Origin of the sequence: Halanaerobium sp. ST460_2HS_T2, from assembly GCF_003337665.1 — a bacterium.
GTDB lineage: Bacteria > Bacillota > Halanaerobiia > Halanaerobiales > Halanaerobiaceae > Halanaerobium > Halanaerobium kushneri.
The window spans coordinates 18,919-41,179 of sequence record NZ_QPJF01000023.1; the positions used below are offsets into that span (position 1 = coordinate 18,919).

Annotated in this window: 24 protein-coding genes and 1 riboswitch; of the genes, 23 read left to right on the forward strand and 1 reads right to left on the reverse strand. The window is 33.6% G+C overall.

Going from position 1 to position 22,261, the window contains the following annotated elements:
* Nucleotides 1-81 precede the first annotated feature (81 nt).
* From DFR80_RS11495 to DFR80_RS11525, 7 genes are all read left to right on the forward strand, one after another.
* The gene (locus DFR80_RS11495; protein WP_158537713.1) at nt 82-1,104 is read left to right on the forward strand and encodes a substrate-binding domain-containing protein; all 1,023 of its coding nucleotides are present in this window, start codon (nt 82-84) and stop codon (nt 1,102-1,104) included.
* An 11-nt stretch (nt 1,105-1,115) separates the two neighbouring features.
* The gene (locus DFR80_RS11500; RefSeq protein WP_114490047.1) at nt 1,116-2,870 is read left to right on the forward strand and encodes a sensor histidine kinase; all 1,755 of its coding nucleotides are present in this window, start codon (nt 1,116-1,118) and stop codon (nt 2,868-2,870) included.
* Between the two features lies 1 nt (nt 2,871).
* Complete coding sequence (locus DFR80_RS11505) at nt 2,872-4,020, forward strand: response regulator (RefSeq protein ID WP_158537714.1); 1,149 nt, start codon at nt 2,872-2,874, stop codon at nt 4,018-4,020.
* A 330-nt stretch (nt 4,021-4,350) separates the two neighbouring features.
* Complete coding sequence (locus DFR80_RS11510) at nt 4,351-5,448, forward strand: substrate-binding domain-containing protein (protein ID WP_076544462.1); 1,098 nt, start codon at nt 4,351-4,353, stop codon at nt 5,446-5,448.
* A gap of 90 nt (nt 5,449-5,538) precedes the next feature.
* Complete coding sequence (locus DFR80_RS11515) at nt 5,539-7,071, forward strand: sugar ABC transporter ATP-binding protein (RefSeq protein ID WP_076544461.1); 1,533 nt, start codon at nt 5,539-5,541, stop codon at nt 7,069-7,071.
* Between the two features lie 2 nt (nt 7,072-7,073).
* The gene (locus tag DFR80_RS11520) at nt 7,074-8,186 is read left to right on the forward strand and encodes a sugar ABC transporter permease (RefSeq protein WP_084566107.1); all 1,113 of its coding nucleotides are present in this window, start codon (nt 7,074-7,076) and stop codon (nt 8,184-8,186) included.
* A 143-nt stretch (nt 8,187-8,329) separates the two neighbouring features.
* Nucleotides 8,330-9,682 carry a tetratricopeptide repeat protein gene (locus tag DFR80_RS11525; protein WP_114490049.1) on the forward strand — a complete coding sequence of 451 codons (1,353 nt, stop codon included), beginning with the start codon at nt 8,330-8,332 and terminating at the stop codon, nt 9,680-9,682.
* 67 nt (nt 9,683-9,749) lie between these two features.
* Here the strand turns inward: DFR80_RS11525 and DFR80_RS11530 are convergent, their stop codons facing one another.
* Nucleotides 9,750-10,517, reverse strand: a complete 768-nt coding sequence (locus DFR80_RS11530) for a glutaminyl-peptide cyclotransferase (RefSeq protein ID WP_114490050.1) — start codon at nt 10,515-10,517, stop codon at nt 9,750-9,752.
* A 202-nt stretch (nt 10,518-10,719) separates the two neighbouring features.
* On the opposite strand from DFR80_RS11530, the gene DFR80_RS11535 reads away from it, so the two are divergent.
* The 16 genes from DFR80_RS11535 (at nt 10,720) to fliF (ending at nt 22,242) form a co-directional block, all read left to right on the forward strand.
* Nucleotides 10,720-10,989, forward strand: coding sequence for a DUF6470 family protein (locus DFR80_RS11535; protein WP_076544457.1), 270 nt, complete (start codon nt 10,720-10,722; stop codon nt 10,987-10,989).
* A gap of 32 nt (nt 10,990-11,021) precedes the next feature.
* Entirely contained in the window at nt 11,022-11,465 is a 444-nt protein-coding gene (gene fliW / locus DFR80_RS11540) for a flagellar assembly protein FliW (protein ID WP_076544456.1), read from the forward strand.
* Nucleotides 11,465-11,692: a carbon storage regulator CsrA gene (csrA, locus tag DFR80_RS11545; RefSeq protein ID WP_076544455.1), complete on the forward strand. Its 228-nt coding sequence runs from the start codon at nt 11,465-11,467 to the stop codon at nt 11,690-11,692. The genes fliW and csrA overlap by 1 nt, the downstream gene beginning before the upstream one ends.
* Before the next feature lie 54 nt (nt 11,693-11,746).
* The gene (gene fliS / locus DFR80_RS11550) at nt 11,747-12,154 is read left to right on the forward strand and encodes a flagellar export chaperone FliS (RefSeq protein WP_076544454.1); all 408 of its coding nucleotides are present in this window, start codon (nt 11,747-11,749) and stop codon (nt 12,152-12,154) included.
* A gap of 14 nt (nt 12,155-12,168) precedes the next feature.
* The gene (locus DFR80_RS11555; protein WP_076544453.1) at nt 12,169-12,558 is read left to right on the forward strand and encodes a hypothetical protein; all 390 of its coding nucleotides are present in this window, start codon (nt 12,169-12,171) and stop codon (nt 12,556-12,558) included.
* A 33-nt stretch (nt 12,559-12,591) separates the two neighbouring features.
* Entirely contained in the window at nt 12,592-14,583 is a 1,992-nt protein-coding gene (locus DFR80_RS11560; RefSeq protein ID WP_114490051.1) for a chemotaxis protein CheA, read from the forward strand.
* 25 nt (nt 14,584-14,608) lie between these two features.
* Nucleotides 14,609-16,600, forward strand: a complete 1,992-nt coding sequence (locus DFR80_RS11565; RefSeq protein ID WP_147270189.1) for a methyl-accepting chemotaxis protein — start codon at nt 14,609-14,611, stop codon at nt 16,598-16,600.
* A gap of 13 nt (nt 16,601-16,613) precedes the next feature.
* Entirely contained in the window at nt 16,614-17,105 is a 492-nt protein-coding gene (locus DFR80_RS11570) for a chemotaxis protein CheW (RefSeq protein WP_076544450.1), read from the forward strand.
* Between the two features lie 102 nt (nt 17,106-17,207).
* On the forward strand, nt 17,208-17,690 hold the full coding sequence (locus DFR80_RS11575; RefSeq protein WP_158537715.1) for a chemotaxis protein CheW: 483 nt from the start codon (nt 17,208-17,210) through the stop codon (nt 17,688-17,690).
* A 27-nt stretch (nt 17,691-17,717) separates the two neighbouring features.
* The gene (locus tag DFR80_RS11580) at nt 17,718-18,320 is read left to right on the forward strand and encodes a chemotaxis protein CheC (protein WP_076544448.1); all 603 of its coding nucleotides are present in this window, start codon (nt 17,718-17,720) and stop codon (nt 18,318-18,320) included.
* On the forward strand, nt 18,304-18,807 hold the full coding sequence (locus DFR80_RS11585; protein ID WP_233493847.1) for a chemotaxis protein CheD: 504 nt from the start codon (nt 18,304-18,306) through the stop codon (nt 18,805-18,807). Before DFR80_RS11580 ends, DFR80_RS11585 begins: the two co-directional genes overlap by 17 nt.
* Nucleotides 18,808-18,946: 139 nt before the next feature.
* On the forward strand, nt 18,947-19,300 hold the full coding sequence (locus tag DFR80_RS11590; protein WP_076544447.1) for a response regulator: 354 nt from the start codon (nt 18,947-18,949) through the stop codon (nt 19,298-19,300).
* Nucleotides 19,301-19,390: 90 nt separating this feature from the next.
* Nucleotides 19,391-19,476: riboswitch (cyclic di-GMP riboswitch) on the forward strand.
* Nucleotides 19,477-19,531: 55 nt separating this feature from the next.
* A complete protein-coding gene (gene flgB / locus DFR80_RS11595; RefSeq protein ID WP_114490053.1) occupies nt 19,532-19,918 on the forward strand; it encodes a flagellar basal body rod protein FlgB in 387 nt (128 codons plus the stop codon).
* Between the two features lie 2 nt (nt 19,919-19,920).
* Nucleotides 19,921-20,346, forward strand: coding sequence for a flagellar basal body rod protein FlgC (flgC, locus tag DFR80_RS11600; RefSeq protein WP_114490054.1), 426 nt, complete (start codon nt 19,921-19,923; stop codon nt 20,344-20,346).
* Between the two features lie 16 nt (nt 20,347-20,362).
* Nucleotides 20,363-20,659, forward strand: coding sequence for a flagellar hook-basal body complex protein FliE (gene fliE, locus DFR80_RS11605; RefSeq protein ID WP_076544444.1), 297 nt, complete (start codon nt 20,363-20,365; stop codon nt 20,657-20,659).
* A gap of 44 nt (nt 20,660-20,703) precedes the next feature.
* A complete protein-coding gene (gene fliF / locus DFR80_RS11610) occupies nt 20,704-22,242 on the forward strand; it encodes a flagellar basal-body MS-ring/collar protein FliF (protein ID WP_114490055.1) in 1,539 nt (512 codons plus the stop codon).
* The last annotated feature ends 19 nt before the right edge of the window (nt 22,243-22,261 follow it).

A 22,261-nucleotide genomic window follows, 5' to 3' on the forward strand; every position in this document is an offset into this window, starting at 1 on the left:
TTTAAAAGGGCCTTTTTTTATGTGTTATTTACAGTTTTTGCAATTTTTAGATAGATGAATAAATTTGTGGGGTGACAAATATTGTTTGCTCAAAAAAATAAAATTTTAATAATTTTTATTTTAATATTGATTACTTTTTTTAATTTGCCGGCAGCGGCAGAAAATATTGATCAGCAGGAAGACCAGAAAAATGAGCAGGAAATTACTATAGCATATGTTCCAAGATCACTGGATAATCCAATTTTTCTTGATGCTTATGAACATGCTCAGGAGAAAGCAATTGATCTGGGGATTAATCTCGAATGGGTGGCTCCTTTTGCTTATGATGCGGAAGAGCAGATAGATATTATTGAAAGTCTAATTGCCAGGAAAGTAGATGGAATGGTAATTAGTGTTAATAATACACCTGAATATATAAATGTAATTAATAAGGCGGTCGAGGCAGGAATAGCAGTTGCAACTTTTGATGCTGATGCTCCTGATAGCAAAAGACTTTTTCACATAGGTATTAATAATTATAAAGCTGGCAGAGTAACTGCAGAAGGACTGCTTGATGTCTTAAAAAATAATAATATTGATTACAGGCAGCAGGGAAAATACCTAAATACAATGATTATGACAGGAGTCAGAGGGGCTTTAAATTTAGATAGTAGAATCGAAGGTTTTCTGGATAGGGTAGAAAATACCAATATAAGAGTTAAAGATATAATTGAAAATCAGGATAGTGTCAATCTTTCGGTGGAATTACTGGAGCAGTATTTACAGCAAAATCCAGATATTGATATTATATTTTTTGTGGGGGGGTGGCCCTTTTATGTTCCTGCAGAAGCTTTACCTAATTTTCAAAAGTGGGCAGAAGATGGAGGTATTGCAGTTGGGATAGATATTTTTTATGATGCTCTATTATTACAGAAAAGAGGTCTGCTGCAGTACTTAGTGGGACAGGATATGGCAACTATGGGCTCTAAAGGTTTATCAACATTGTATAATTATATAATGTATGATGCTCTTCCTCAGGAATATATTGAAACCGGAGTAGAAGTTGCTAACGAACAAAATTTAGAGAGGCTTCTCCAGACTCATCGCCCCTGGAGAGTAAAATAAGGTGGGAATTAATGTTTAATAAATTTTTCAAAAAATTATTTAATAGAATAGAAATTCATACCATTAGAACTAAATTAATTATTTCTTTTTTGATAATTGGTCTGCTGCCTATTTTATTATCCGGGTTGCTTTCTTTTAATATTTATCGAGGTGCGATTAATGATCGCATTAGTGATTACTCACAGGAAATGGTAAACAGGATGGAAAGAGATCTGGAGGATTATGTTAGTGAAATAGAAACTTTTTTAAGCAGAGAACAGGATTTTTATATTAATCAGTTTATCAAACTTACTCAGGCAAATGATTTTAGAAATAATAGAAAATATGCTTTTCGAATCTGGGAGGATTTTAATAATTTAAAACAGATGAAACCCGGTCTGGAAGATATTGCAATTACTTTTCAGGACGGCCGCAGAATCAGCAGCTATGGTACCTTTAGTATAGATATAAAAGAGTTTAAAAACAGGATGTATTCAAATTTAAGTGGAGATATATTTTTTACTCCGCCCTATAGTAATTATCTGCAAAAGGAAGTAATTACAATTGTTAGTTCATATTATCCAGAAATCGCAGAAGAAAATGTATTAATTTCTGCCGACATTGATCTGGATGTACTGGCAAATTTGACAGATTTTAATCTGGGAGAAAAGAGCTATTTTTTAATTGCTGATCAAAATGGTGATATTGTCTATCATCCTGATCAGGAAAAGATCGGCAAGCGGAGTCTGCTTTATAGTGACGGTTTTCCTAATCGCAAAGTAAATTTAAATGGAGAACAGTATATTCTAACTTCCACTTTTTCTAAATCTACTGGCTGGTATATAATCAGTATGGCTTCGGCTGATGAAGTAGAAGCAGAATTGAATTATATTACTGATATTACAGTATATCTAACTCTAGTAGTACTTTTGATTATTATTTTACTGACTGTTTATCTTTCTTATTCTCTTTCGAAACCAATTCAAAAACTGCAGGAACTAACTCATCGTGCTTCTGAAAATGATCTCTCAGTAAAAATTGATATCAGTGGTAATGATGAGATTGCTGAGCTCGGTCAGAGCTTTAATAAGATGATCAGGCGAATAAATAAGTTAATGGAACAGAATGTTAGAGAACAGAAGCTCTTGAGAAAACTTGAAATGGAAAGTCTGGATAATCAGATTAAACCTCACTTTATATATAATACACTTGATTTAATTATTGGTCTGCTGGAAAATAAAGATTTTGATAGAGCAACTCATATGGTGGAAGCTCTGGGTAAATTCTTTCGTTTAAGTTTAAGTCACGGTAAGGAAATGGTCTTGATCAGAAATGAAATTAAACATGTAAAAAATTATCTTTTTATTCAGCAGTTTAGACATGGGGAAGAATATGAATATATAATTGACATTGAGGATTTTGAAATAATGGAAAAACACATTCCTAAACTAATACTGCAGCCAATAGTAGAAAATGCTATTTATCACGGTTTATTACCGGCTGAAAAAAATGGTCTGGTTATCGTTAAAGGCTATCGGGAAAATAAAAATATATATTTTAAAATTGCGGATAATGGAGTTGGGATCCCAGCTGCCAAAGTGAGGGAAATTAATAAAATATTAACTGGTGAATTAAAAACTGATGATCAGAAAAAATATTTTGGTCTTCGTAATGTGGATCAGCGTTTAAAATTAATGTATGGTGGTAGTTCAGGTCTTACTGTGGAAAGTATTGAAGGCGAAAAAACAACGGTCATTATTAGGATTGATCAGAGGGGAGGAAAGTAATTTGGAATTTAAATTACTGCTGGTTGATGATGAAAAACCGATTAGAAAAAAATTAATTAACAATACAGACTGGGCCGGAGAGGGCTATCAAATATTTGCTGCTGCTAATGGCAGGGAAGCTTTAGATATTATTAAAGAAAAAGGAATAGATATTCTGGTTACTGATATTCAGATGCCTAAATTAAGTGGAATGAATTTAATTGAAGAGGCCAGAAAAAATAGTTCTCATTTAAAAGTAATTGTTATTTCAGGTTTTGCAGAATTTGAATACGCTCAAAAATCGATTCGTTTTGGGGTTAATGACTATTTATTAAAGCCTTTTCGTTCAGAAAAATTATTAGATGTGGTTAATAAAGCTAGAAATGAGCTAATTAAGGAAAAAAATGATGAGCAGAGGCTTGCTGTTTTAAGAGGAGAGATATCCAGTTATATTAATGATCATAAACTTAACATAATCTATAACTGGTTAATTGATGATCAATTTTTTCAGCATCAGTCTTTAATAATGGACCGCATTGATTTAAACGCTGTTTTAAAAAGAGGTAGTAGAGATGATATTTTAAAAACCGTAAATAAAATTATTGAGGAACTAAAAAGTGTAAAACTTAACAAAGAAAAATTATATGTGGTATTAAATAATCTGATTTTAGAAAGCTTTAAAATTATTAAAGATCTGGATTATGAAGCGGAAGATTTGATGGAGATTATTAACAAAAAGAGAATTGAGGCTTTAGATTATAATGATTTAAAAGAAATTGAAATTTTGCTAAAAGAGTTTCTGTTGAGATTACATGATTTAATTTCTTTTAGTCCGGGAGAAAAAAATGCTGAAATTATTAGTGAGATGAAAGAATATATAGCAGCCAATTATCAGGATGGGATCACCTTAAGTGAGATGGCCCGCAAATTTAATTTAAGCACCGGTCATTTAAGTAATCTTTTTCATGAGGAAACGGGAGAAAGTTTTAGTGATTATCTTAATATGATCAGATTAAATAAAGCAAAAGAACTTTTAAAAACAACTGATGATAAAATTTATCAGATTGCCGATCAACTGGGGTTTAATGACGCCTACTATTTCAGTTCCTGGTTTAAAAAACTGGTCGGAGCCTCTCCCACAACATATCGAGATAACATTAATCTTTTGTAATAAACGTATTTTTGGTAATTACTGAAAATATAATCAAGAAATAATTAGAGTCCTCAGCTGGAATTTTAGCTGGGGACTTTCTCTATTTTATAAATTCTTGTCATATTTTTATTTTAATGAATTTAGTAGTATAATAGTTGCTTTTAGAAAAACATTCATATGAGCCTAAATTAATCAATACAAAAAATATTCAAGGGTTTAAAAAAATATTCTATGGTTAATGCTCAGATTATTATATACAATTTAGATAAATCAAATAACTCTTTGAGAATTATAAGCAAATATAAGTTAATAATGGTTCACATTGAGAAAACTATTAGGGGGTTAATAATGAAAAAATTAAGTATTTTGTTGGTAGTAGTTTTACTTGTTTCCTCAATCTCAATGGCGGCTTTTGCTCAGGATGGTGGCGGTTGGTTGGATAATCTTCTTGGTAATAACAAAAAAGAAGATGATGGTCTAATCAAAGTTGGCTTCCTTCTGAAGACAATGCAGGAAGAAAGATATATTAAAGATAGAGATGCTTTTATTGAAAAAGCAGAAGAATTAGGTGCTGATGAGGTAATTTTTGATTCAGCAAACAATGATGAAAATATTCAGCTTTCTAAGTTTGAAAACATGTTAACTCAGGGTGCTGATGTTATAGTGTTACAACCTGTTAATACAGGTACAGCAAGTAATATGGTAAAAATGGCTCATGAGTCTGGAGTTGCAGTAGTTAACTATGACTCTTTAATTATGAATAGTAATGTAGATGTATTTTTAACCCAAAACAGTTGGGCTGTTGGTGAACTGCAGGGTAAAGCAATGGTTGAATGGTTTAAAGAAAATCGTGGTGAAGTCAAAGGTAATGTCGTTTTATTAAGAGGACAGCCTGGTGACTCCAATGCCAATGCTTTTTCTCAGGGAGTTCTGGACACAGTAGCTAAATATGATGGACTTAACTTAGTAGTCGATCAGAGTCATGAAGGTTGGTCTCCAGATCTGGCTATGGCTACAACTGAAAATGCTTTAACAAAATATGATAACAATATTGATGCTGTTGTAGCAAATAATAGTGGTCTTGCTTCCGGTGCTGTAAGAGCTCTCGAAGCTCAGGGTATGGCAGACAGTGATCAAGTTTTTGTTGCCGGGTCTGATGCTGATTTATTAAATATTAGATATATAGCTCAGGGTAAGCAGACTGTTGAGATCTTTAAAAAGATTAAACCTTTAGCTTATAGATCTGCTGAAGTAGCAGTTTCTTTAGCTAAGAATCCTGATAAGCCAATTGATGAAATTGTAAAAATTGATCGCTATGTTGACAATGGTAAGATTGAAGTACCAACTGTAATTACAGAAATTGTAGTTGTTAATAAAGATAATATTATGGATACTGTTGTAGCAGATGGATATCATGAAGCAACAGAAATTTTCAAAGATGAGTAAATATAAGAATATATAAGAACAAATAATATAGCAGTCCCATCCATTAGGATGGGATTGCTCTGTAAATAATCAATTCTGGAGGTAAAATAGATGGCTGAAGTAATTCTGGAAATGAAAAATATTATTAAAGATTTCCCCGGTGTACGAGCTCTAGACAATGTTAATTTTACTTTGGAGCAGGGAGAAGTCCTGGCTCTGGTTGGAGAAAATGGTGCCGGGAAATCAACATTGATGAAGGTTTTGAGTGGTGTCTGGCCCTATCCTACCTATGAAGGAGATATTTATCTTGATGATCAGCTTGTTCGTTTTGACAATACCAGAGAAGCGGAAGAAGCCGGAATCGGAATCATTCATCAGGAATTAAATTTGCTGCCTGACCTATCTGTTGCTGAAAATATATTTTTAGATAGACAACCTTTAAACAAATTTGGTGGAATAAAATGGGAAGAATTATATCATAATGCCGAAAAGGTACTGGCAAGGTTAAACATGGATATTGACCCGAGAATAGAACTTGGAGATTTAACTGTTGGTAAACAGCAGATGGTTGAGATTGCAAAAGCACTTTCCTTAGATACCAGAATTTTAGTTTTTGATGAGCCTACTTCTGCACTAACAGATTCTGAGGTAAATGAACTCTTTACAGTAATTAATGAATTAAGAGCCAGTGGTGTTTCAATAATCTATATATCTCATAAAATGGAAGAAATAGAAGAAATAGCAGATTCCGTTGTTGTTTTAAGAGATGGCTCAACTATTGGTGACAAAATAAATATTGATCAGGTTACTCTGGATGAAATTATTGCCAGAATGGTTGGTCGTGATATTGAAGATCTTTTTCCCAGTCATGATTTTAAACGGGGAGAAAAAACGCTGGAAGCAAAAAATATATCAGTTCCTGATCCTTTTAACCCTGAGAAAAAGCTGGTAGATGATGTTTCATTTTCTGCCCATAAAGGAGAAATTCTTGGTATTTCAGGTTTGATGGGGGCAGGTAGGACTGAGCTTGTAAATGCTATTTTTGGAGTTTATGGAAAAAAGCGAGAAGGAGAAATTTTTCTAAATGGAAAGAAACTGGATATTAAATCTCCTGCTGATGCAATAAACAATGGAATAGCTCTGGTCACTGAAGATAGAAAGGAACTTGGGCTTCTTTTAGATAAGAATTTGGTAATGAATATGACTTTACCTTCAATCAAAAAATTCAGTTCTAAACTGGCAATGGATAAGCATGCCGAAAGGGCTGTAGCTGAAAAATACGTTGATGAACTAAATATTAAGACACCTTCTCTGGATGTATTCGTAGAAAAATTAAGCGGTGGTAATCAGCAAAAAGTAGTTATTGGAAAGTGGCTGATTACAGAATCTGATGTTCTGATTTTAGATGAACCGACCCGGGGAATAGATGTTGGAGCTAAAACTGAGGTTTATAGATTAATGAATCAGCTGGTTGAACAGGGAGTTACAGTAATTATGATTTCTTCTGAGCTGCCAGAAATTATGGGAATGAGTGATCGGATAGTTGTGATGTCTGAAGGTAAAAAGACTGCTGAGTTAGAACGTTCTGAAGCAGATCAGGAAACAATAATGAAATATGCTACTGGTAATAAAGGAGTTGAATAAATTTGAAGAAGTTTATCAAGAATAATGGTACATTTATAGCTTTAATTTTTTTAGTTATTATATTAAGTTTTTTATCACCTTCATTTTTAAGTTCAAGAAACTTAACTAACCTGGTGCGTCAGGTAACAATTAATGGGATTATTGCAGTTGGAATGACTATGGTAATTCTGCTGGCTGGTATTGACCTTTCTGTAGGTTCTGTAGTTGGACTATCCGCTGTAACAGTAACTCTTTTAATGCAGGCTGGATTTGGTATGTGGCTCGCAATTTTAGTTACTCTGATTGGAGTAGGTGGTGTAATTGGATTTTTCAATGGTTTTATGAGTGCAAAGTTTGATATTCACCCCTTTATTATTACTCTGGGTATTATGACTATTGCTAGAGGTTTAAGTCTTGTTTTAACTCAGGGAGTTTCAGTTCCGGTTACTAATTTAACCTTCGCGGAAATAGGTAGTGGATATATTCCTAAATTACCTTCTCTAATTATTTTAGTAGTCGCATTAGTTCTGGGTATTTTTGCTGTATTTAAAACCAGTATTGAGCTAAAAAATGGCGAAAAAGTTAGAAACAAAGCCAGATTAACAGGTGGAATAATTTTAACTATCGCTGGATTTATTGCCGGATTCTTTACCTTTATTGGCTATCAGGGAATTCCGATTCCAGTAGCTATTTTTGCAGTAATTGTAATGGCCGGTATTTATACTCTGCGTAAAACTCGCTTTGGTCGTAAATTATATGCAATTGGTGGGAATGAAAAAGTAGCCTGGCTGTCTGGTATTAATATTTTAAAGTCAAAAACCATGGTATTTGTCATCACAGGTGTTTTAAGTGCTGCTTCCGGTATTTTGCTTGCTTCTCGATTGAATGGTGCATCTCCTAACTTAGGAGACGGTTTTGAGCTTGATGCTATTGCCTCAGTAATTATTGGGGGTACCAGTTTTATGGGTGGTGTTGGAACCATAACCGGAACAGTTATTGGTGCCATAATTATTGGAGTTATCAATAACGGAATGAGTTTACTGGGTATTAATACGTTTTATCAGATGATTGTCAAAGGTTTTATTATAATTCTGGCTGTTATGATTGATGTTTTAAACAGAAGAGAAACAGCATAGAATATAAAACTAAACATAAAAATATAAATTCTGGAGATAGCCCGACTATTACTTTGTGGCTATCTCTTTTTCTTTTCAGATTAATTAATATGTGATAAAATAGTAAAAAAGAGGCAGATATTAAATCTGGAGAGGTTGTTATAATGAATAAAAATAATGCTCATTATCGAGAAGCAATGAAACTTATAAAAAATAATAATGTATCAGATGCCATTGATGAATTAAAATTATGTTTAAAATTTAATTCCAAGAGTGTATCTGCTCTTAATTTACTTGGTCTGGCCTATTATCTTAAATGCAGGTTTGATAAAGCAGAAAAAATATGGCGGAAAAGTCTGTCTCTGCAAAAAGATAAAAATAAAGCCAGAGATTATCTGGAATTAATTACTAAACAGGATTTTAAAGAGATTAGAAAAGAATATAAGGAGATTCTTTTTAATGATGAAACAGAAAAGAACAGGAAGATTAAATTTTTAAAAAGATTAATTGAAGAATATGATGAATTAATTGAACCTTATGTTATTCTTGGACTTTTATATAAAAAAGAAGAAAATTACGAAGAAGCTTTAAAATATTTTTATCAGGCATATGAGCTGGATAGTGGTAATCAGAATATAAAAAATTATATTATGCAGTGTGAAAAAGAAGATAAAAATAGCAGTGCATTTAATTTTAAATCAAAGACAAATAAAAAGAGTGCTTTAATTGCAGGAGTAATTGCTTTAGCTTTATTTGCAATTTTTCTAAATTTAAGTGGAGTCAGTCCTTTAAATTGGATTGGAAATAACCTTCAGGGATTTGAATTTGCAAATTCCGCTAAAGAAGAGGAAAGTGAAAATCCGGCTTTAAGTCAGAATTTATCTGGAGAGGTTAATTCATCCCCGAAAAAGATAAAAACTTCAGAAGAGAGTAATTCTTCGCCGGATAATGGTTCTAATGAAGCAAACAAGTTAGAACAAAATAAAAAAGAGCAGGTAAAGACAGGCAGCACCAGTATTTTAACCAAAAATAAGCTGCTTGATTATCAGAAAGATTCTCCGTTGATTTCCTTAGAAAATATTAGAGAATTAAAAGAAAAAGAAAGAGAAAAAAATAGACTGGAAGCAGCAAATACATTTTTGGAAGATGGAACTGAACAGCAGCTGTTTAATTTGGGAATGGATTATTTTTCCCGTCAGGACTATCAGGATGCAATTGATATATTTAATAGTATATATAATTTGACTGAAACAGACTATTTAAGGCGCGAAAGTTTATTTTTACTGGCCCGAAGTCACGAAAAAATAGATAATTATCAGTCTGCAGAGCATTTTTATCGTATTTATTTAAATGAATATAAGGAAAGCAATTATTATGATGAGGCTCTTTATAATCTTGGTTTAATGCTTAATGAGGCCGGGAAAGTAGAAAAAAGCAAAGAGGTATTAAAAAGATTAAGAGAGGAAGAGCCTTACAGCGAGTATAATAACTCACAGGTTTATGAGATTTTAAATTAATAAGCAGAGTTTAAATCGATCCTTCTGGGAAATGGTTATTAAGCTATTTTCCAGAAGGATTTTAGTTTTAATCGATAATTTTAATTCTATAAATTTTGGGCCATAATTTTCCTGTAACCAGAAATGTTTTATTTGTTGAATCATAAGCAATTCCATTTAAGACATTTATTTCGCCTGTATAGTCTGTTTTCAAAATTCCACTCAGATCAAGATATGCTGAAACTTTACCACTTGCAGCATCGATTTTAATAATATAATCTGTTTGCCATATATTTGCATAGATAAAACCATTTTGATATTCTAATTCATTAATGTTTTTTATCAGCCGGTCTTTAGTTCTGACCTTGATTTTTTTGGCTAATTCGAATGTGTCTGGATTTCTAAAATATAGATATTCACTGCCATTGCTCATGATCAGGTGTTTTCCGTCATTGGCTAGCCCCCAGCCTTCTTCCGAGTAGTTAATTTTTTTGATTAAATTAAAATTAAGATCATAGACGAAAGCTATATTTTCTTTCCAGCTGAGCTGATAAATTTTATTATTTAAAATAGTAATTCCTTCCCCAAAATAATCCGAACTTAGATTTATTTTATCTAAAATTCGGCCGCTTTTAATTTCGAGCTTTCTTAAACTTGATTTACCATAGAGACCTGTACCTTCATATAAATTGTTATCAAAAATTTCCAGCCCCTGGGTAAATGCTTTTGGATCGTGTCGATAACTTTCTATAACCTGGTAATTTAGTTCTGTTACTGTTTCAGTTTCCAGGGCTGAAACTGGATAAGTAAGTATAAAAAGCAGAATAAGTATTAAAAAGATAATTTTATTTTTCATTTTCAGTCACCTCAAAATTTTTTAATTGCATATTTTATTTATTCGCTATTAATATTTCAAAACCTTTTTTAGATAATAATAACTGGGAGTAAATTGAAGTATAACATATTTAAGTTGCTTTAATCTTATATAAGTGTATTTAATTCAATTTAATATTTAATCCATCATTGCCGATGCTTAAATTAAGAGAGGATGTGATCTAATGCTGCAGAATTTAGATTTGCAGATTGATAGTTATCCATCCAGAAAAGCAATGGGTTTTTATAAATTGAAAGATAGTACAAATAATTTTTCAAAAAAAGGAATGGAAACCGCCAAAAAAGCAGCAGCTTTCTATGCAGCAACCGGTGATAAATTGAGTGATTTTAAAAATTATAAAATCTCAGATCTGGGTGCAGAAATTATGTACAGTGAGCAGAAGGAACTGGTTATAGCTTACAAACCGGGACCAAATATAAATTTCAAGGCTTAAAATATTAGTAAGTTAAAATTGGAGGTATTTAAATGGAAATAATGACCCGTGATTTTGGAAGACTGGAAATAGCAGAGTCAGATATAATTATTTTTAAATCAGGTTTACCTGGTTTTGAGAATTTAGAAGAGTTTGTTTTACTACCGCTGGGGGAAGAATCTCCTTTTATAGTTATGCAGTCAGTTGATAATCCGGATATTGCCTTTGTAACTGTGGAACCAGGGAATTTAATTCAAAATTACGAATTTGAGATCAGCGATAAGACTGAAAAGGAATTAGAAATCAAAAAAGTCTCGGATGTACTGATACTTAACATTATTACTCTAAAGAATGAGATAAAAAAGAGTACTGCCAATCTATCAGCACCAATAGTAATTAACATAGAAGATAAATTGGGAAAACAGGTAATTCTTGATGATAGCCGCTATCAGGTTAGATATAAAATATTTGCTCCTGTAGAAGAGGTGGCAGAATAATGCTGGTATTAACTAGAAAATTAAATGAAAAAATTGTTATTGATGAGAGGATAGAAATTACTGTTGTTGGAATTGAGAATGGTAAAGTACAGCTTGGGATTGAAGCTCCTCAGGAAATTGAAATTATGCGCAAAGAGCTGTTGGAAGATGTTAAAGAAGAGAATAAGAAAGCTGTTAAAAACAAAAAGTTATTGGAAGAATTAAATAATATTAAATTTAAACTCTAGATTTATTGCTATTTTAAGCAAAAAATTATAAAATATGTTTAGGAGGTAATTTTTATGCAGGGAAGAAGCGCCGATCAGTACAAACAGATGCAAATTAAGACAGCAAGTCCGGGTAAGCTTCTGCTGATGCTTTATCAGGGTGCGGTTAAATTTATGAAATTAGCAAAAAAGAATATAAAAGAAGGAAAAATTGAAGAAAGCCATAAAAATATAATTAAGGCGCAAAATATTATTTTAGAATTACAGAGTACTTTGAATAAAGAACAGGGTGGAGAAATCGCTGTTCAGCTCGAAAGTCTCTATGATTTTATCTACAGAGAGTTAATACAGGCTAATCTTAACAAAAATACCAGACACCTTGATAATGTAATTCCTCTGGTAGAAGAATTATTTACTACCTATAAAGAAATTGTAATTAATCAAAATTCTGGCGAAGATAAACGAGTAAATGTTGGTGTTTAGGCTGGAGGTTGATAATGAAAGATTTATTTAAATTATATCAAAAGTTAAAATCACTGACTAAAGCAGAGGCAGATCTGATTGAAGCTGGTGATTTTGATATTTTACAAGAAAAATTAGCTAGTAAAAATGAGGTCATTGCAGAGATTGATAAGGTTGAGCAGGAAGATTACTTTGCTCAGCTTGCTTTATCTTTAACTAAAGATGAACTGCAGCAGAAAAAAACTAAACTTCATAATTTATTAAAGGAGATAGCTGAACTTCAGGCTCAAAATATGCAGGAACTGGAAGAGAAAAAGAAAGAAAATAAAGAAAGAATGATTTCTCTATACAGTCGGGAGAAGAGTATTAAAGGCTATCTCAATTCTGATAAATATGAGGCAAAGTTTTTTGATCAAAAAAGTTAATAATTTTAATAATTAAAATCAGGGGGGAAGTTAATGCAGGATAATGGTTATTTAGATATGTTTTTTGATGAGGCAAAAGAATATGTTGAAACCCTTAACAACGGTATCTTAACCCTCGAAAATAATCCCGGGGATAAAGAAACTATAGATGCAGTATTTAGAGCAGCACATTCTCTTAAGGGGATGGCTGCGACTATGGGGTTTGAAAATTTAACCGAGCTGACTCATAAGATGGAAAACATGCTTGATCGAGTTAGAGAGGGTAAACTGGAAGTTAGAACAGATTTTATAGATCTTTTATTACAGGGACTTGACAATATTCAGTTTCTGGTAGAAAAAATTAGAGAAAATGAAGGTGAAGAACCTGATGGCATTAATTTAGAAGGCTTTATTAAGGAACTCGCCAGTTATGTACAGTCAGCTTCGTCTTCTGAATCTGATGCTGGAACAGCTGGTTTGGATGCTGATGAAGAAAGTGATTTTAGAGTTGGACTTAACCAGCAGGAAAAAAAGGAACTTGAAAGCCAGAAGAAAGACAAAGAAAGAATTTATCATTTAAAAGTTGTTTTAGATGATCAGGATTTTCAGAGTGTACGTGCTTTTATGGTTCTTAAAAAAATTGAAGAGATTGGAACATTATTTAAATCTGTACCTGCAAAAGAGGAAATCGAAGATTCTGAAGAGTCAATTTCTGAGCTTGATATTTATGCTTTAAGCTGGCTGCCGACAGATGAATTTAAAGAAGAACTGGCTGAAGTTTCTGGAGCGGAAGTTCTCAATTTTGATGAGATTGAAAACTTAGAACTGGATAAAGAAAGTGCGGCAGATGAACAGGGAAGTCTGCATGCTGAGCATAAGGTTAATTCTTTTCAGAGTAGTTCTACAGTTAGAGTTGATATTTCTAAACTTGATACTTTAATGAATATGGTCGGGGAACTTTTAATTAATAAGACCCGGCTGCAGTCACTTGATATTCAAAAATCAAAATTTAATGAGATTATTCCTCAGCTGGATAGAGTGACAATGGAGCTGCATCATATAGTAATGCAGATTAGAATGGTTCCAGTAGGTGTAATGTTCAGTAGATTTCCAAGAATGATTAGAGATCTTTCTAATAAAATGGAAAAAGAAATTGATTTTGTTATGGAAGGTCAAGAAACTGAACTGGATCGTTCGATAATCGATGAATTATCAGATCCGCTTACTCATTTACTGCGAAATGCCATTGATCATGGAATTGAAAAGCCTGAAGCCAGAAAAGCTAAAGGCAAAAATGAGGAAGGTCGAATAGAGCTTAGAGCCTATCAAAAAGGCAGCGAAATCATCATAGAAGTTAAAGATGATGGAGCGGGTATTGATGCTGAAAAAATTGGACGTAAGGCCATAGAAAAGGGAATAGTGACTGAAGAAGAACTGGAACAGATGGAGAGAAGAGATATTCTTGATTTTGTCTTCCATCCTGGTTTTAGTACTGCTGCTGAAGTTACAGATGTGTCTGGCCGTGGTGTTGGGATGGATATAGTTCGTAATGTAGTTAAAAAACTTGATGGACAAATTAGTATTGAATCTGAACTGGGTCAGGGAAGTACATTTACAATTTCTCTCCCTCTAACTCTTGCAATAACTCAGGCGCTGATGATTACAGTAGATGGAGACACTTTTGCAATTCCTCTGAATGCTGTAAGTGAGACACTTACAATTAGCCCGGAAAATATTAAAAAGGTAAGAGGTAAGGATGTAATTGTATTAAGAGAAAATACAATTCCACTTGTTTCGGCTGCCGAAATTTTTGGTCATGAAAGCCTTGATTCATTTAAAAAATCAGAGTCTGACCTTTCGGTAGTGATTTTAAAAAGTGGTGATCGTTTTATTGGTCTCATTGTAGAGGAACTATTAAACCAGCAGGAGATTGTAATTAAATCTCTAGGTAATTATCTGCAGGATACTGAGTATATCAGTGGTGCGACAATTATTGGTGATGGTGATGTTGCTCTAATTATTGATGTAAGAGATATTGTTGCTTAAATATAAAAATAGGGGAGATAAAAAGATGGACCTTAGTATCGATAAAATTAACTGGCAGAGTATCAGAACAAAATTAATAATAATTATAAGTATTTTAGTTTTAGCCTTAATTTTACTTTCTTCAGTTTTTACTTATTTTCAGTCGAGGAGTATTCTGGAGGAAAGTATCTATCAGTCAGCTTTAGACAAAGTTCGTAATAATGCCAGACAGCTGGATATGGTTATTGATCAGAGCATAAGTTCAGTCAAAAATCTGGACCACAGTTGGTTTGACAGCCGCACAACTTTGGATACCGAACTGGCAAGACAGCTTTATTTTAATATGGGTAATAATGAACATTTTGCAACTATAGTGGAAGAACACCCTTATCTATCTTCACTTTTTTTAATTGATTTAAATGGACAGATGAGTACAACTTATTCTGACGAAGAAATAAATGTATCAGAAATGGATTTTTTTAAGAGAGCTCTAGAAAGTAAAGAAACTTTTATTAGTGATCCGGTGCAGACCCCGGGGGCTGAAGAACAATCAGTTTTAATAATCGAGCCCTACTTTGTAGGCGAAAATTTAACCATGATTTTTGGGGGATCAATTCCTCTTTCTGTATTTAATCAGATGAGTACTTCAATGAATATAAATGGTGAGGGATCTGGTTTTATAATTAATGAAAACAACCATGTGATTGCTCATGAAAATCCTGAATATCAGGGAAACCAGTCGATACTTGAAGCCGGTGGACCGGAGATGAAAGTTTTATTTGAGCAAATGCATTCAGATGCCAGTGAGATAGAATTCTATGATCTGCTGGGAGCTGAACGTGGAGTTGCTTTTGCTCCCTTAAAATCTGCCAACTGGGCACTTGCAATTCAGGCAAAAAATGCTAATGTTATGGCTCCAATTACCACAATGCGCTATATGAGTTTATTAATTGGCATTATTGCAGTGATTATCGGAATTGTGGTCGCTTATTATATTGCGGGGTATATTGCAAAACCAATCTTAAAACTACGTGATTCTGCAAATGTAATAGCCGGTGGAGATTTAACAGAAACTGTTAATATTGATAACAAAGATGAAATTGGCGAACTTGCAGATGCTTTTAATCAAATGGTAGCAAACATTAAAAAACTGGTTATAAACATTAATGATTCTGCTTTAAAAACTGATCAGACAGGTGAGGAGTTAAAAGCAACCGCTGCTCAAACTTCTGAGTCTATTGATAATGTTGCTGCTACAGTAGAAGAATTTTCTGCTTCAATTGAGGAAGTGGCTGCTTCAGCAGAGGAATTTGCTTCTTCAAGCACTGAGATTAATGAAAATGTTCAGGGGATTACTGATTATACTGATCAGGTTAATGATCTGGCAGAAAATGGTCTGGTAGAGATGCAGAAAACAGAAAAAGAGATGGAAGAGGTAATGGAAGTCTCTGCTGAATCAATTGATAAAATTAATAACCTTAATGAGTCTGCCGGGAAAATTAATGGGATTGTTAATATGATTTCTTCAATTGCAGAACAGACAAATCTGCTGGCTTTAAATGCTGCTATTGAGGCTGCTCGAGCAGGAGAAGCCGGGCGAGGATTTGCAGTAGTGGCAGACGAAATTAGAGAATTAGCTGAAGAAACTAAGGGATCAACCGATGAGATTAAAGGCCTAGTTGATAACCTGCAGGATGAAATAAAGGCTACAGTTGGTGTTATCAATAATACCAATGACCAGATTAAAACAGGAGCAAATTCTGTTTCTGAAACTGGTAAAACCTTCAACAATATTACTGATAAAATTAAGGATGTTGTTGTTCAGGTTAAAGAAACAGCTGCCTCTGTTAACGAGCTTTCAAAAGGAAGTCAGGATATTTCTAAAGTTACAGAAGAGCAGGCAGTTAATAGTGATCAGATTTCCGATTCTGTTCAGCAACAATCAGAGTCGATGGAAAATCTTAACCAGGCAGTTGATAGTCTGACTGAGATGACAGTTGAATTAAAAGAATTAGTTGGAGAATTTAAAATTTCATAAATGGGGTGTGATTATGGAGACAGCTCAAGAACGCGTAGATTTAGAAAATGCTAAAAATAATAAAAAAAGCGGTCAGGCTCAATATGTAGTTTTTAATATTGGAGAAGAAGAATACGGGATAGAAATAGAATATACTCGAGAAATTATCAAATCTGCTCAAATAACAAATGTTCCCAATACGGATGAACATGTTGTAGGTGTTATTAATTTGAGGGGGATAATTGTTCCAGTTGTTGATCTGCACAGCCGCTTTGAAATAGATCAGGATAGTGGAGATTTTGAAAAAGATGAACAGCGAACTATTACCGTGGAAGTTAACGATATGTTGCTGGGAATCCAGGTAGATCATATTGAAGGTATTGTCTGGTTAGAAGAAGATAGTATTACTCCGGCTCCTGATGTGGAAAGTGGATTGCGTCAGGATTACCTGCGCGGGGTCTGCGCTCGTGATGAGGATCATCTTTTGATTCTGCTGGACTTAGAAAAAACACTTTTTACCCAATAAGTTATTAAGAGCTTTCCTTTGCTAAATTTTTAGCTGATAAATGAAGCAGAGGAAAGTTTTATTCTGAAAAAAGGTTTTATAAATGTACAGGAGGTGATGGTGTTGGAGCTTAAAGAAATAACCCGGGATAAAAAACAGTATGTTATCTTTTATCTGGCAGACAAAAAATTTGGAGTAAATATCAATCAAACAAAAGAAATCCTTTCTAATACAGAAATGACCTTTGTTCCTGATAGTCCAGATTTTATCAGCGGAATAATTAATTTAAGGGGAGCTGTGGTTCCGGTTGTTGATTTAAAGTTGCGTCTTAATATTGAAGGGCAGAAAAAAAATAGAGAAGAGAAAATAATAATTGTAGAGCTGGATGGTTTAACTGCGGGGATGATGGTTGATGATGTTAAAGAAATTGAGCCTTTAACCAGAGAAAATATTGTAAACCTTCCTGATTTAGCCAGAAAAGTAGATAGTGATTATATTGAGGGAGTTGGTAGAGCTGATAAAGATGGTGAGCTTCTCCTGCTTCTTGACCTAAAAAATGTTTTAAGTAATCGCGAAATAGAAGAACTAAAAAAAGTCGATAGTTAAAATAAATAATACCAGGAGGAGGAGTTTATGGAATTAGATAGGACCAAAAAAGATATACTTAAAGAAGTAGCAAATATCGGGGCGGGAAACGCAGCCACTGCTTTTTCAGGGATGATTGGTCATGAAATAAATATGACTGTTCCTAAAGTGGAGTTAATTGATATCCAGGATTTACCTGCAATTACCGGTGATGAAGAAGAATATATTGCCTGTATTATGATTAATTTTTCTGGAGAAATATCGGGTAAAATTTTACTTGTAGTTGATATGGAAAATGTTGAAAAAATGTTAAAATTAATTTTTTCTACGGATGATCTTCCCGGAAAAGAAATGCAGAATTCTGCTCTTAATGAATTGGGAAATATACTAAGTGGAGCTTATTTAAAAGCAATCAATGATTTTACTGATTTAGACCTTGATCAAAGTGTACCAGCGATGGCTTACGACATGGCTGGAGCTGTTTTAAGTTCTTCTGTTATTGATTACAGTCAGACTGAAGATTTTATTTTGCTTCTGGAAACAGAATTTGTTGCTGGTAAAGAGAAATTGGAACTCTTTTATTTTTTCATTCCGGAAAAAGATTCCCTGGATTTTCTTTTTCAGCGACTGGCAGGTGGTAGTTTTGCCTAGTTCGGATCTGGTAGCAGAAAAAATGGTTGTTAAAATGGCAGATCATGCCATAGGTGATGAAAATACAGTTTTAGCAACTCTGGGACTTGGCTCCTGTATTGGAATTGCGCTTTATGATAAATTTTCTAAGGTAGGGGGACTTGTCCATATTATGCTGCCTGAAAATCCAGGGGGCAAAAAAACTGTAAAATATGCAGATACAGGGATTCCTTTTTTGATTGAGGAAATGGAGGCTGCAGGTGCCAAAAAAAGGCGGCTTTCAGCTAAGATTGTAGGTGGGGCAGGAATGTTTAAGTCGGAAAGTGGAGACTCAGTAATGAAGATTGGTGAAAGAAATATTGAAGCAGTTAAAGAAGTTTTAAAAAATGAGGGAATAAAAGTTATAGGTAGTGATGTTGGCAAAGATTATGGGCGCTCAATGTATTTTTATCCTGATGATGGTCGAGTTGAAGTTAAATCATTCAGCAGAGACTTGATTACCATATAAATTTATTATATAGTAATAGATGGAAAAAAGACATTATTATTATTTTTAGATAAATTATTTTTTTACTATTGTAAACAAGAATCATTTCTGTTATTATATAATATAACAGTAGATATAATCTAGAGGAGGTAATTTTTAAATGCCTAGGGTGTTAATTGTTGATGATGCAGCATTTATGAGATTAAATTTAAAAAATATATTAAAAGATGAATTTGAAATAGCCGGTGAAGCCGAGAACGGAAAAGAAGCAGTTGAATTATACCAGGAATTAAATCCTGATATAGTTACTATGGATATTACAATGCCAGTTATGGATGGACTGGAAGCTATTAAAGCAATTCAGGATATAGATCCCAGTGCTCAGATTGTTGTTTGCAGTGCTATGGGTCAGCAAAAAATTGTTATTCAGGCGATTGAAATGGGAGCAAAAGACTTTATTGTCAAACCATTTAAAAAAGATAGAGTAATGGAATCACTTAAAAAGCTGCTTTAATTTAAATTATAATATTTAATAATTCTTTGATTATATTTATTATTAATATACTTAAATATAAATTGTTTTTTTAAAAACTAATATATGTATTTAAAATATTAGCAAAATTAGCGAAAGCTAATGACGCAAAGTTATGGGTCTAAGATATTTTGTATTATGATTGCCAGACTGCACATTCAAAAATCTATAGCTGTGACTGTAGATTTTTTTGCTTGAAAGGGGTTTGAATATATGGATAATTTAGAAATTATAGCCAGAGCGCTTAATGGTTCTGCTCGGAGAGGTGAATTAATTGCTAATAATTTGGCAAATGTGAGCACCCCCGGCTACAAAAGACAGGATATTGATTTTAAAACTGCCTTGAAAAAGGAAATGAATTCTTCTAATTCTATTAGTCTGAAAACTACTCAAAGTAACCATATAGCTTTTAGTAAACAATATACTTCTGTTCGCAGCAGTCAGAATAATAGGAATAGTAGAAATGACGAAAACAGTGTGGATGTTGAGGTTGAGATGGCAGAACTGGCAAAAAATAGTATTTATTATAATGTAATGTCAAATAGAGCTGCCGGACATTTTTCCACCTTAAATCAGGTTATTCAGCAGGGAGGTAAATAATAATGTTTAAAGGAATAGATATTAGTGCTTCCGGTTTAACTGCTCAGAGATTAAGAATGGATACCATATCATCAAATATTTCTAATGCGGAAACAACCAGGGATGAAGATGGCAATACCTACAGACGGAAAGTTCCGATTTTTAGACAGAAAATAGAAAATCAGATGGGATCTGGAATTAATTCTGATAATCTTAAATCGGCTGGAGTAGAAGTTGCAGAAATAGCAGAAGATCAATCTCCATTTCGCCTTGAATATCGTCCTGAGCATCCAGATGCGAATGAGGACGGTTATGTAGAGCTCCCTAATATTAGCATCATGACCGAAATGGTTAATATGATAGACGCAACCAGAGCATATGAGGCAAACATACAGGCAATTTCTAATTATAAGAGTATGGCAAATAGTGCTTTAAATATTAGTACTTAATTAAGGAGGGAAGAAAATGGAGATTAATCCAGTTAAATTTCAGAGTGGATTTGAAAACTTTTCTCTTGAAAATGAGAATAAAAACAAAAAAACCGAAGCTTTTTCGGATTTGTTTAGAGAAAAAATGAACGAAGTTAATCAGCTGCAAAAAGATTCGCAGGCTATGACAGCCAGTTTTGCCGCTGGAGAAACAGACAATATACATGATGTGATGATTGCTGCCGAGAAAGCTAAGGTAGCAGTTAATCTGACAACTGCAGTTCAGACCAAAGTGATTGATGCATATAATGAAATTATGCGTCTGCAGGTATAGTATAAGATGGTAAAACAAAGAGTATTTATGGAAGAGGTATAGTGATGGCCGAATTTTTCGCAAAATATAAAGAAGAGATTCAAAACACGTGGCAAAAATTGAATAGAAACATTCAAATCTTAATTATTGTTCTCACAATATTAATGGCTGGAGCTTTTGGCTATCTTATATTTAGAGGAACTTCTACAAACTATCAACCTCTTTTTACCAACCTGTCTACAGATGATACTGCAGCTATTGTAGAAAGACTGGATGAAAATAATGTAGATTATCAGCTTGGAGGTAATGGTAATACAGTTTTAGTTCCAGAAAGCGAGATCTATAGATTAAGACTTGATATGGCTTCGGCAGGTCTCCCGGATCAGGGAGTTGTCGGTTTTGAAATTTTTGATAATAGTGAATTTGGTACAACAGAATTTGAAAGAAGAGTTAATTACTATCGCGCACTGGGTGGAGAATTGAGCCGTTCTATTCAGTCAATTTCAGGGATAGAATTTGCTCGTGTTCAGATCACACCACCAGAGGAAAGTCTATTTTTAGATGAGGAGAAGTCGGCTACGGCTTCAGTTATGGTTAAACTGGCTCCTGGATATAATATGAGTGCAGAAAGAGTTAATGCTGTTCAGAATCTAGTTGCAAGTGGAGTTCAGGATTTACCTTTAACAGAGGTGACAGTTGTTGACACAAACGGAAACCTGCTGTCTCATCCTTCTAATCCTAATAGTGATCAGTGGTCTGATCCCCAGAATTTTGCAATGCAGCAGGAATTCGAATCTGCTTTAAAAAATGATTTAAATACCCTGTTAACTAAGGTTTTAGGACCAAATAACTTTGCAGTTCAGGTTAACGCAAGCTTAAATTTTGATCAGAGGGAGTCAGAAAGCAAAATATATTCACCTGTAATTGATGAAAGTGGAATTGTTCGCAGTGAAGAAATAAATACTGAAACTCAGCAAAATGGAGCTTCAGGTGGTGCTCCGGGCACAGATACAAATATTCCTCAATATCAAGGGAATGGCACCGGAGAAAATAGCAGTTATGAGAAAAAAAATAATATTACTAATTATGAAATAAATGAAAGAATTGAACATCATGTTTATGCGCCAGGTGAGGTTCAGCGTTTATCTGTTTCTGTAGTTGTAGATCAGAGTACAGATGAAGAAACTATGCAACAAATTAGGGATGCGGTTAGTGCAGCAATTGGCTATAATGAGCAGCGAGGTGATGTTTTAAATATCAGCTCGATGGCTTTTGACGATTCACTTGAACAGGCAGCTCAGGATGCTATTCAGGCTCGTGCAGCAGCGGAAAGAAGACAGATGTATATTTATGGTGGCCTTATATTATTAGTTTTATTACTAACATCTGCTTTAATTATTTATTTATATCGCAAAAAACCCGCGGCAAACAGAGGAAGTAAAGTTGATGTTTCAGTTGAAGAAGATGAAGAAGAAATTGATTTATTTGAACCAGATGCAGACCAGAAAAAAAGAGCCAGAGTTAAAAATGAACTTGAAAATATGATTCATTCTGATCCAGAAAATGCAGCTAAGTTGATACGCAGCTGGTTAGTTGATGAATAAATGTCAAAGGGGTTTTTGT

Bases quoted from the DNA above. Each gene is read 5' to 3' on its own strand.
- DFR80_RS11565 (WP_147270189.1), top strand. From the start codon at position 14,609: ATGGACCTTAGTATCGATAAAATTAACTGGCAGAGTATCAGAACAAAA.
- DFR80_RS11580 (WP_076544448.1), top strand. From the start codon at position 17,718: ATGGAATTAGATAGGACCAAAAAAGATATACTTAAAGAAGTAGCAAAT.
- DFR80_RS11590 (WP_076544447.1), top strand. From the start codon at position 18,947: ATGCCTAGGGTGTTAATTGTTGATGATGCAGCATTTATGAGATTAAAT.
- fliE (WP_076544444.1), top strand. From the start codon at position 20,363: ATGGAGATTAATCCAGTTAAATTTCAGAGTGGATTTGAAAACTTTTCT.
- DFR80_RS11555 (WP_076544453.1), top strand. From the start codon at position 12,169: ATGAAAGATTTATTTAAATTATATCAAAAGTTAAAATCACTGACTAAA.
- fliF (WP_114490055.1), top strand. From the start codon at position 20,704: ATGGCCGAATTTTTCGCAAAATATAAAGAAGAGATTCAAAACACGTGG.
- DFR80_RS11535 (WP_076544457.1), top strand. From the start codon at position 10,720: ATGCTGCAGAATTTAGATTTGCAGATTGATAGTTATCCATCCAGAAAA.
- DFR80_RS11510 (WP_076544462.1), top strand. From the start codon at position 4,351: ATGAAAAAATTAAGTATTTTGTTGGTAGTAGTTTTACTTGTTTCCTCA.
- fliW (WP_076544456.1), top strand. From the start codon at position 11,022: ATGGAAATAATGACCCGTGATTTTGGAAGACTGGAAATAGCAGAGTCA.
- DFR80_RS11570 (WP_076544450.1), top strand. From the start codon at position 16,614: ATGGAGACAGCTCAAGAACGCGTAGATTTAGAAAATGCTAAAAATAAT.
- DFR80_RS11515 (WP_076544461.1), top strand. From the start codon at position 5,539: ATGGCTGAAGTAATTCTGGAAATGAAAAATATTATTAAAGATTTCCCC.
- DFR80_RS11560 (WP_114490051.1), top strand. From the start codon at position 12,592: ATGCAGGATAATGGTTATTTAGATATGTTTTTTGATGAGGCAAAAGAA.
- DFR80_RS11500 (WP_114490047.1), top strand. From the start codon at position 1,116: ATGTTTAATAAATTTTTCAAAAAATTATTTAATAGAATAGAAATTCAT.
- csrA (WP_076544455.1), top strand. From the start codon at position 11,465: ATGCTGGTATTAACTAGAAAATTAAATGAAAAAATTGTTATTGATGAG.
- fliS (WP_076544454.1), top strand. From the start codon at position 11,747: ATGCAGGGAAGAAGCGCCGATCAGTACAAACAGATGCAAATTAAGACA.
- DFR80_RS11530 (WP_114490050.1), bottom strand. From the start codon at position 10,517: ATGAAAAATAAAATTATCTTTTTAATACTTATTCTGCTTTTTATACTT.
- DFR80_RS11525 (WP_114490049.1), top strand. From the start codon at position 8,330: ATGAATAAAAATAATGCTCATTATCGAGAAGCAATGAAACTTATAAAA.
- flgC (WP_114490054.1), top strand. From the start codon at position 19,921: ATGTTTAAAGGAATAGATATTAGTGCTTCCGGTTTAACTGCTCAGAGA.
- flgB (WP_114490053.1), top strand. From the start codon at position 19,532: ATGGATAATTTAGAAATTATAGCCAGAGCGCTTAATGGTTCTGCTCGG.